10 protein-coding genes and 1 tRNA gene are annotated in these 9,307 nt (G+C 49.9%); 4 read left to right on the top strand and 7 right to left on the bottom strand.

All coding sequences use genetic code 11. The annotated features are described in order from the left end of the window. From ABEB26_RS15460 to ABEB26_RS15450, 3 genes are all read right to left on the bottom strand, one after another. A partial coding sequence (locus ABEB26_RS15460) for an elongation factor Tu (protein ID WP_345720277.1) occupies window positions 1-757 on the bottom strand: 757 nt, incomplete at its 3' end. A gap of 267 nt (window positions 758-1,024) precedes the next feature. Then, window positions 1,025-1,121: transfer RNA gene (locus tag ABEB26_RS15455), tRNA-Sec, on the bottom strand. A 32-nt stretch (window positions 1,122-1,153) separates the two neighbouring features. Then, window positions 1,154-2,005, bottom strand: a complete 852-nt coding sequence (locus tag ABEB26_RS15450) for a DUF72 domain-containing protein (RefSeq protein ID WP_345722933.1) — start codon at window positions 2,003-2,005, stop codon at window positions 1,154-1,156. 107 nt (window positions 2,006-2,112) lie between these two features. Between ABEB26_RS15450 and ABEB26_RS15445 the strand changes: the two genes are divergently transcribed. The 4 genes from ABEB26_RS15445 to ABEB26_RS15430 all read left to right on the top strand — a co-directional run bounded on the left by ABEB26_RS15445 (window position 2,113) and on the right by ABEB26_RS15430 (window position 5,056). Continuing rightward, window positions 2,113-3,309 (top strand): beta-ketoacyl-[acyl-carrier-protein] synthase family protein, encoded by a 1,197-nt coding sequence (locus ABEB26_RS15445; RefSeq protein WP_345722932.1) that lies wholly within the window; start codon window positions 2,113-2,115, stop codon window positions 3,307-3,309. A 64-nt stretch (window positions 3,310-3,373) separates the two neighbouring features. Then, window positions 3,374-4,417, top strand: a complete 1,044-nt coding sequence (locus tag ABEB26_RS15440) for a histidine kinase (RefSeq protein WP_345722931.1) — start codon at window positions 3,374-3,376, stop codon at window positions 4,415-4,417. 101 nt (window positions 4,418-4,518) lie between these two features. Beyond that, the gene (locus ABEB26_RS15435) at window positions 4,519-4,674 is read left to right on the top strand and encodes a Flp family type IVb pilin (RefSeq protein WP_345722930.1); all 156 of its coding nucleotides are present in this window, start codon (window positions 4,519-4,521) and stop codon (window positions 4,672-4,674) included. Window positions 4,675-4,900: 226 nt separating this feature from the next. Continuing rightward, on the top strand, window positions 4,901-5,056 hold the full coding sequence (locus ABEB26_RS15430) for a Flp family type IVb pilin (RefSeq protein WP_345722930.1): 156 nt from the start codon (window positions 4,901-4,903) through the stop codon (window positions 5,054-5,056). 100 nt (window positions 5,057-5,156) lie between these two features. Here ABEB26_RS15430 and mtnP read toward each other — a convergent pair whose 3' ends face one another. The 4 genes from mtnP to ABEB26_RS15410 form a co-directional block, all read right to left on the bottom strand. Then, window positions 5,157-6,017, bottom strand: coding sequence for an S-methyl-5'-thioadenosine phosphorylase (mtnP, locus tag ABEB26_RS15425; RefSeq protein ID WP_345722929.1), 861 nt, complete (start codon window positions 6,015-6,017; stop codon window positions 5,157-5,159). Window positions 6,018-6,114: 97 nt separating this feature from the next. Further along, window positions 6,115-6,507 (bottom strand): response regulator, encoded by a 393-nt coding sequence (locus tag ABEB26_RS15420; protein ID WP_012192427.1) that lies wholly within the window; start codon window positions 6,505-6,507, stop codon window positions 6,115-6,117. Window positions 6,508-6,533: 26 nt separating this feature from the next. Continuing rightward, a complete protein-coding gene (locus tag ABEB26_RS15415) occupies window positions 6,534-8,207 on the bottom strand; it encodes a sensor histidine kinase (protein ID WP_345722928.1) in 1,674 nt (557 codons plus the stop codon). 3 nt (window positions 8,208-8,210) lie between these two features. Beyond that, window positions 8,211-9,284: a PstS family phosphate ABC transporter substrate-binding protein gene (locus ABEB26_RS15410; RefSeq protein ID WP_345722927.1), complete on the bottom strand. Its 1,074-nt coding sequence runs from the start codon at window positions 9,282-9,284 to the stop codon at window positions 8,211-8,213. Between the last annotated feature and the right edge of the window lie 23 nt (window positions 9,285-9,307).

Genomic DNA, 9,307 nt, shown 5'->3' with positions numbered 1-9,307 from the left:
TCCCGATGATTTCAATCGTATCGCCCACTTTGACGATCCCGCGTTCGATCCGACCGGTCACCACGGTGCCACGGCCTTTGATCGAGAACACGTCTTCGATTGGCATCAAGAATGGTTTGTCAATCGCACGTTCGGGGGTTGGGATGTAATCGTCAACCGCTTGCATCAATTCTTGGATTGATTGATACTCGGGTTGACCAGCATCGGTTGATGCACTATCCAATGCGCCTTTGGCTGAACCACGCACGATCGGAATTTCGTCGCCCGGGAAGCCGTATTTGCTCAGCAACTCGCGCAATTCCATTTCCACCAGTTCGAGCAACTCAGGGTCGTCCATCATATCAACTTTGTTCAAGAAGACCACCATCGCGGGCACTTCGACTTGGCCAGCCAAGAGGATGTGTTCGCGGGTTTGGGGCATCGGGCCGTCGGGTGCCGATACCACCAAGATTGCGCCGTCCATTTGGGCAGCACCGGTGATCATGTTCTTGATATAGTCGGCGTGGCCTGGGCAGTCCACGTGAGCGTAGTGGCGATTTTCGGTTTCGTATTCCACGTGTGAAATCGAAATCGTAATCCCACGAGCGCGTTCTTCGGGAGCATTGTCGATTTGGTCGAAGGCGCGGAATTCAGCGCGGCCACGCAGTGCCATGGTTTTGGTGATGGCAGCGGTCAAGGTCGTCTTGCCGTGGTCAACGTGCCCGATCGTCCCAATGTTGATGTGGGGCTTATTCCGCTCAAACTTTTGCTTAGCCATGTTGGTTGTGGCTCCTGCTATTACAAATACCGTTAGCCGCTGACAAAAAGACAACGGAACAGGAATGGAAAATTGGTAGTCGCGCCCTGCGGCTCCTTAATTGACCATTCCCTACGTGGTTCTACGTTATGGTGTGCGGGGTACACTTACCCAGATAAAGTTGACTTGTTTAAATGTCACAACTCGCACGAAAGCCGATTATAACACACCTTTTGGCGGAAACGCAAATAACGATTTCCTCTCAAAATCAGGTTGTGAATTCGTATCTGGCGGGAGTACGTGCGAATCGAACACACCAACGCTATTCGTCATAGCGCCGACCAATTTTGAAGACTGACGAGGCCACCAGACCCCATGTACTCCCATTGGCAACAGTACCACGAAGCCGCCGTTTGATCAAAACATCGAAAGTTGTTGAATTGGTGCTGGCGGCGTTGGCAAGGGGTAATCAATCCCACGTGCAACCAAGGCCTGCGCTAGGATTTCACACATCTCTGGCGAGCGCTCTTCAACTGGGCAATGCATAAACGCATACACGGTCAGGCCATCACTTAACATTGCCACAATCGTATCGGCCCATTGCTCCAGCAACGGCTGGTCAAGCGCTAAATCGGGGTGACCCATAAAGCGTAGCAACACAAACGGCGCAGTTACATCGACATGATAGGGTACGCTGGGCTTTTTACGGCGTGCATCTAAAATTACTTGATCTTTGGTTGCACCAGTGTTAATGGGTCGTACATCAACTAAAACGCGACCAACACCATGCTCAGCCAATAAGCCGTTCAAGCGTTGAGTTGCTTGGGCTGCAAACCAACCACGATGGCGCACTTCAACCGCCAAAGGTACATTATGCTCCCAAGCCGCCAGCCATTGTTGCAAATCGCTAAAATTGGCTGGGCTATACGCTGGGCCAAGTTGCAGAAAAATCGGGCCAAGTTTTGGGCCAAGCAATTGCATCTGCGCCACAAAAGCCTTGGTCGCGGCCACTTGCTGGGCCAAATTACCACTATGACTAATTGCTTGAGGAATTTTTGGGCAAAAACGAAAGTTATCCGGCGTATCATTAGCCCAACGCAAGACCGTGGGCTGATCAGGCACTGCATAAAAGGTAGCATTAATTTCCACCGTCGTCAGACGTTCAGCATAGGCCTTGAGCATTTCGGCATTACTGGTTGCAGCAGGCAAAAACTGGCCAACCCAAGGCCGATAGCCCCAAATCGCACAGCCCAGATAGATATTCGACATTGGATACACTCCCCGCTACAATGAACAGTAGCATCATAACCCCGAAACCACCAAGCCATACCACGACAATGGAGCCTGTGGTAGGTCGGCAGCGCAGAGGAGCCTCTATGAAACAGCGAGTTGTCATCACCGGAATCGGGATTTGCAGCGCCCTTGGGAATGATATTGAATCGTATTGGGCGGCCTTGTTGGCAGGCCAAAGCGGGGTCAAGCCACTGCCCGACCTAGCACCCTACAAAGATCCAGTGGTTGGTGGCGCAACCCCCGATTTACCATTGCTCGCCAGCCATCGCCGCCAGCCCGACCGCATGATCAGCTTGGCCCATCATGCCGTGGAACAAGCGATCACCATGGCCAAAGGCCTACCCCAAGATACCGCTGTCTTATGGGGCACAGGCTATACTACGATTTCGACGATCGAAGCTTGCTACGAAAATTGGTTCACCAATGGCAAAGTACGGGCAGATACCGTGCCAGCTTGTATGCCTGCCGCAGTGCTGCCACATCTTTGTACAGTCTTTGATCTGCACGGCCCAAGCACCCTGATTTCGGCCACCTGTGCCTCAGGTTTGCAAGCAATTGGTATCGCCGCCGATTTGATTCGGGCTGGCGTGATTGAAATCGCAGTTGCTGGAGCTTCCGATGCACCGCTTACCAAAGGCATGTATGCAGCATGGAAACCCTTGCGTGTACTCGCCAGCGACCTGAGCGATCCAGGCCGAGCCTGCCGTCCATTCAGCGCCAATCGCAATGGTTTAGTGCTAGCTGAAGGTGCAGGCGCGTTTGTGCTCGAAAGTTTAGAGCACGCCCAAGCTCGTAATGCACCTATTTTAGCTGAGATTGTGGCCTCAGCCGCAACAACCGCCAGTGGTAGCATTGTAGCGCCCGATTTAGAACACCAGACATTAACATTAACCAAAGCTTTAGCACGTGCCCAAATTAGTATTCACGATGTCGATTATATTAATGCGCATGCGACTGGCACCAAGCTAGGCGATGCCGCCGAAGCAGCTACAATCAAAGCAGTCTTTGGTACACAGGCCAAGCATGTGCCAATTTCAGCAATTAAAGGCGCAACTGGCCATGCGATGGGTGCAAGCTCAGCCCTCGAAGCCATTGCCACCATCTTAGCCTTGCGCGATCAAGTGCTGCCACCAACCATTAATTGGCAAGCAGGTGATCCTGATTGCGATTTGGATTTTGTGGTTGAAGGTGCTCGCAAACAAGCAATTAATCTTGCAGTCAAAGAATCATTTGGGTTTGGTGGCTCCAACGCCGTTTTAGTGCTGCGTCGCTGGGTATAATTGACGCAGTAAAATCGCCACCAGTATAATTTCATTCACGCACCACCATCGAATTGGAGGGCTTATGGCAGCCGATAAAGACGCATTATTAAAAGAATTGCGTGACCAACAAGACCGCATTCGTCGCCAAATGACCGAACTTGATGCCTTAGTTCGCCAAAATCAAGCCGAAGTCGATAAAATGTCGCAACGTGAAATGTCGGTTTCCAGCCGCCGTCGCGATATGGAAGTCAATTTCGAGCGCTACGAAAAAGTTGATATTAAAAATTTCTATACCTCGGCCCAAGAGGTCCAAACTCGCGTTCAGATGATGCGCAGCCAAGTTGAGCAACTCCAAACCAAGCAACAAGTGCTGCGCGAACAACAAGATACGTTGCAAAAACTGATTCAAAGCCTCGATGAGGTCAGCGTTGTGGCCGAAACAACCATTTCAAACTTGCCACACGTTGATCCACAAGAACAAATTGCAGCGATTATTCAAGCCCAAGAAAAGGAGCGCCTGCGGATTTCGTTGCAAATGCACGATGGTCCAGCCCAATCAATGAGCAACTTGGTACTACGCGCCGAAATTTGCGAACGCTTCCTCGATCACGATACTAATCAAGCTCGTTCGGAGATGGCCAGCCTCAAAACGGCGATTAACACCGTGTTGCAAGATACACGGCGTTTTATCTTCGATTTACGCCCGATGACCCTTGATGATTTAGGTTTATTGCCAACACTCAAGCGCTATAGCCAAGAATTTGGTGATAAAAATAACATCGAAATCAATTTAATGGTGCAAGGTTTAGAAACTCGCTTGCCTGGTCATTATGAAGTAACGATTTTCCGTTTTGTCCAAGAAGCGTTGAATAATGTGCAACGCCACGCCAATGCTTCGCATGTCCGCATTATTCTTGAGGCTGATGCTAGTCGCATTCAAATTGCGATTGAGGATGATGGAGCTGGCTTTCATGTGGCCGAAACGCTCAACGACCCAACCGGCAAGCGCAATATGGGGATTGCTAGCCTACGCCAACAAGCCGAAGTGCTCTTACGTGGCCAAATGGGCATAGAAAGCACGGTAGGACGGGGGACTCGTGTTGTGGCAGTTGTACCTGCACCCTAGTCCCCCCTATTGATAGTACTATCATCCTATTGTCGTTCCCACCAAGGTCGGATATGATGCACACATCGTAATTATATTCTTTCTCGTAAGGAGATACTGCAATGTTTCGTTCATTTTTCGCTAAAGAAGAAGGCCAAGGCTTGGTTGAATACGCTTTGATCCTCGCCTTGATCGCTATCGTTGTTATCGCTGTCTTGACCTTGCTCGGCAAGAACGTCAACAACAAACTCAACACCGTTGCTACCGCTTTGAACTAGGTTCAACCGAAAGCACACAAAACCAGCACCAATCGGTGCTGGTTTTGTATTTAACTCTCGATTTTGAGTGCCCCTCCAGTCCTAAATCCGCTATAAACTCGATATAACCCATGGTTGATTTGAATCCACCCTCGTTGATAGTACCAACATCCTATTGTCGTTCCCACCAAGGTCGGATATGATGCACACATCGTAATTATATTCTTTCTCGTAAGGAGATACTGCAATGTTTCGTTCATTTTTCGCTAAAGAAGAAGGCCAAGGCTTGGTTGAATACGCTTTGATCCTCGCCTTGATCGCTATCGTTGTTATCGCTGTCTTGACCTTGCTCGGCAAGAACGTCAACAACAAACTCAACACCGTTGCTACCGCTTTGAACTAGGTTCAACCGAAAGCACACAAAACCAGCACCAATTGGTGCTGGTTTTGTATTTAATCATCGTTTTCGTAAACCTCAATCAGCACAAACGATTATTCAGGTATTAGCCACGATAGAGCAAGGCCAAACGTTCACGCGCTGCTGCGGGAATCGACTCTGGAGCAGTCATCACGGCATGGGCCAATGCCGAATGCGCTGGATACACCGCCGCTGGATCAATCAATGGAATCAATGCGGCAATCGTATTTTGAGCGGCTGCTACATTGCGATTGATCGTTTCAACCACCATCGCCGCCGTGACATTATCATGATCAGGATGCCAGCAATCATAATCGGTAACGAGCGAAAGATTGGCATAGGCAATTTCGGCTTCTCGCGCAAGTTTGGCTTCTGGCAATAAGGTCATGCCAATAATCGAGCAACCCCAACTGCGATATAGCTCCGACTCAGCCTTGGTTGAAAACTGTGGTCCTTCCATACAGCAGTAGGTTCCACCATCATGCACGGTTGTGTTGCTAGCAGCATGGGCAGCCTTGCTCACCAAAGCACTCAAATGTGGGCAAACTGGCTCGCCAAACGCCACATGTGCCACGACACCCTCGCCAAAGAAGGTTGCAGGCCGCACACCCTTCGTCCGATCAATCGCTTGATCAGGAATAACCAAATGGCCAGGCACCAACTCTTCGCGCAAGCTGCCAACTGCACTAACCCCAAGAATAAAGCGCACTTCCAATTGTTTGAGCGCATGAATATTAGCGCGATAGGGTACTTCCGAAGGGGTAAAGCGATGCCCACGACCATGGCGTGGCAAAAAAGCTACTCGTTGCCCAGCCAAATTGCCAACAATCACAGCATCGCTGGGATCGCCAAATGGAGTTGTAAGTTGTATTTCGCTGCGGTCGGTTAGGGCTTCCATTGCATACAGCCCACTGCCGCCAATAATTCCAATGCTAATAGGTTCCATCAATAATCCTCCTGCTTAGATTGGTTTAGTATAGCAGAGCACACGCCAAATGCCCCATCACTGACGTGATAGGGCGAGTCGTTATTAATTAAAAAACTTAAGCGCCTAGCGCCAATTGTTTTTCATTTTTTTTTAGATATTGGGCCACTTTGCGCACGAGCACTTCATAGTCGATCGGCTTTTCGAGATGATCGATACAGCCAGCCGCTGTGGCGCGTGATAGTTCGTTGTAGGTGGTATGTCCAGTCACTGCAATCACTGGAATATGCGAATAGCGGCTTTGAGCTTTCAGTTCGGCGGTTGCCGTCCAGCCATCTTTGACTGGCATCGCCATATCCATCAATACTAAATCGGGAGTGGTGTTATGCACTTTATCGAGGGCATCTTGCCCATTCACAGCACTAATCACGCTATAGCCATTCAACGATAACATCTGTTGAAGCAAGAAACGGTTATCGCCATTATCATCAACAACTAAAATCATCCCCATGGGAATCCTCCTAAGTTGGTTGGGTATTAGGCCACAGCGCTCGAATTAACCAGTGGTGATGCAGCCATCACCAGCGTAGCTTCAGATTGCTCTGGACATTGAACGGGTATCTGCAATGTAAAGGTCGAGCCAACATTGGGGCAGCTTTCAACGCTGATCGAGCCGCCAAGCATCGCTGCAAGTTGCTGACTAAGCGCCAAGCCTAAGCCAGTGCCGCCATAGGTACGGGTCGTCGATTCATCGGCTTGGACAAATGGCTTAAACAAACGCCGTAATTGATCAGGAGCCATACCAATGCCAGTATCGCTGACCGCAAATACCAGCCATGGCTCACCAGCACGTTGCTCATCCCACACGCGTAGGGTCACCGTGCCAGCCTCAGTAAATTTGATCGCATTGCTCAATAAGTTGAATAAAATCTGGCGAATTTTGCCACCATCGCTGTAGATCAGGCTGGTGCTAGCAAATTCAGTCGTCAGTTGATCAAAACGGGCTTCAGCTAAGGGCTGAACAATCCCCATCACTTCATCAACTAAGCTGGCCAATTGCACATCGCCAAGATCAAGGTTCATCTTGCCATGCTCAATTTTGGAGAAATCAAGTACATTCGAAACTAAGGTCAGCAGATGTTTACCAGCCAAGCGAATTCGCTCAAGCTGTGGCAAGACATCTTCTTGGCCGCGAGCTTTGGCTCCCAGATGTAGCAATTGGGTATAGCCCAAAATTGCATTCAACGGCGTGCGCAATTCGTGACTCATAGTTGCTACAAACATACTTTTAGCTTGGCTTGCAGCTTCTGCTGCGGCCTGAGCGCGTAAAGCCATTTCTTCGGCCTGTTTGCGCCGAATAATATCCTCGGTTAATTGTTGTTGCACATACAAACTCTCAGCCAATTCAGCATTGCGGAGTTCAAGCATATCGCGATGTTCACGCAAGCTACGCACCATACTATTGAAGTTGCTTGCCAAGGTTTGTAATTCATCGCCGCCGCGCACTTGCACCGTGCGTTCTAGGTCGCCGCCAGCAACGGCTACCGTAGCATCAGTCAAATTGCGAATCCGCCGTGCTGTACGAGTTGCCAACATCAAGCCAATTGCGCCCGAAAGCAGCACCGTAAAGGCAATTTCGCCATAAATCACCAAACGAACTGATTCAAAGGTTTGACCAACCGAAGCCAAGGCCTCGTTGGCTTGATTTTGGCTCAACTGACCCAAAATATCGGTTGCGCTGAGCACATCTTCGTAATAGGGATTGAGGCGGTTGAGCGCTGGCTGCACACTGCCTGTATTGCTCAAACGGGCAGTTGGCAAAAATTGTTCGTTGGTTTCTTGCACAAAACGTTGCCAAGCCATCGCCACCGCGTTCAAGGTTTCACCTTCGACCATAGTGGTATCAAGCTGGCGATATGCAGCAAATGCAGCATCCATTTGTTGCTCAAGTGCTTGCATTTCACCCTCGATGCGGGATTTATCAGCAGCGCTATTGTTGATAATATATTCAAGCTGCAAGGCATGATATTTTGTGCTGATAAAATTAATCCGATCGCTCAAATCAAGCGAAGGAATTGTAATTTGCTCAATCATCGAGGCTTTTTGAAAAACGTTGCTAAAGCCGTTTAACGCAAAAACACCCAAGGCGATCATCAAGGCCAAGTCGAGGGCAATTGAGCCAAGCAATTTTGTGCGAAAAGAAAGCCGCATCGCTTATTGTCCTTCTAGCTCAAGCAAGCGTTCAATCGAAACCCCGATTTGCGAACCACCCTCGAACAGCGAGCCAAGTTTGCGTTGTTGCACGCGCTCTTGGGCAAATTGATAGGCGCGAGCTGGCAAGGGCACATATTTCACATCCGCCACCACTCGCGCCAAATCGCTGAGATAAAAATCAACAAAGGCCGCAACTTCAGCCCGATCAAGCGCATCGGCGCGGACATAAATGAAAATTGGCCGCGAAAGTGGTTGATACGAGCCATCAGCAATCGTTTGCTCAGAAGGCAAAACACAGCCATTACCAGCATCGACCGCTATTAATTTCAACCGTTCTTGATATTCGCGATAATAGGCATAGCCAAAATAGCCCAAGGCATTGGGGTCACCCGCAATATCCTGCGCAATCAGATAATCGTCTTCGCTGCTGATCACGTCGCTGCGGCTGGAACCCTCAGTTCCAACAATTGCGCTGGTGAAATAATCGAAGGTGCCCGAATCTTGGCCCGCACCATACAATTGCAAGGTACTGGTTGGCCAAGTGGGCCGCAACATACGCCAATTGGTGATGATATTGGTCGCATCTGGTTGCCAGAGGGTATTCAACTCGGCCACGGTCATACATTCGAGCCAGGTATTACTGGGGTTGGCAACCAACGAAAGGCCATCGAAGGCCACGGGGATTTCCACAAAATCAATCTGGTTGGCGGCACACTCAGCGGCTTCGCTCTGTTTAATTGGGCGCGAAGCATCGGAGATCACCGTTTCGCCAGCACAAAACTTCTTAAACCCGCCACCAGTGCCGCTCACGCCCAATTGCACTTGAACATTCGGCGCACTCAGGGCAAACTCACGGGCAACTGCTTCGGTAATTGGAAACACCGTGCTTGAGCCATCGATCACGATTGTGCCGCGCAAAGCTGGGTTAGCCGTTACCGCAGGAGTTGCTTGAGCGAGAGTGGTTGGGGCAGGTGTTGCTGTCGCGGGGAGGCTGGTAGCCGTCGGTTGAGCGGTGGTTGCACCGCATCCAGCCAACGTTACGAGGCAGCAAAGCAAAAAAAATCGTTGTAGCACAGCCCAACACTCCACAAACTATA

Source organism: Herpetosiphon gulosus (assembly GCF_039545135.1).
Lineage (GTDB): Bacteria > Chloroflexota > Chloroflexia > Chloroflexales > Herpetosiphonaceae > Herpetosiphon > Herpetosiphon gulosus.
This window is presented reverse-complemented; position numbering and strand designations above follow the sequence as displayed.

Bases quoted from the DNA above. Each gene is read 5' to 3' on its own strand.
- mtnP (WP_345722929.1), bottom strand. From the start codon at position 6,017: ATGGAACCTATTAGCATTGGAATTATTGGCGGCAGTGGGCTGTATGCA.
- ABEB26_RS15435 (WP_345722930.1), top strand. From the start codon at position 4,519: ATGTTTCGTTCATTTTTCGCTAAAGAAGAAGGCCAAGGCTTGGTTGAA.
- ABEB26_RS15450 (WP_345722933.1), bottom strand. From the start codon at position 2,005: ATGTCGAATATCTATCTGGGCTGTGCGATTTGGGGCTATCGGCCTTGG.
- ABEB26_RS15415 (WP_345722928.1), bottom strand. From the start codon at position 8,207: ATGCGGCTTTCTTTTCGCACAAAATTGCTTGGCTCAATTGCCCTCGAC.
- ABEB26_RS15445 (WP_345722932.1), top strand. From the start codon at position 2,113: ATGAAACAGCGAGTTGTCATCACCGGAATCGGGATTTGCAGCGCCCTT.
- ABEB26_RS15440 (WP_345722931.1), top strand. From the start codon at position 3,374: ATGGCAGCCGATAAAGACGCATTATTAAAAGAATTGCGTGACCAACAA.
- ABEB26_RS15420 (WP_012192427.1), bottom strand. From the start codon at position 6,507: ATGGGGATGATTTTAGTTGTTGATGATAATGGCGATAACCGTTTCTTG.
- ABEB26_RS15430 (WP_345722930.1), top strand. From the start codon at position 4,901: ATGTTTCGTTCATTTTTCGCTAAAGAAGAAGGCCAAGGCTTGGTTGAA.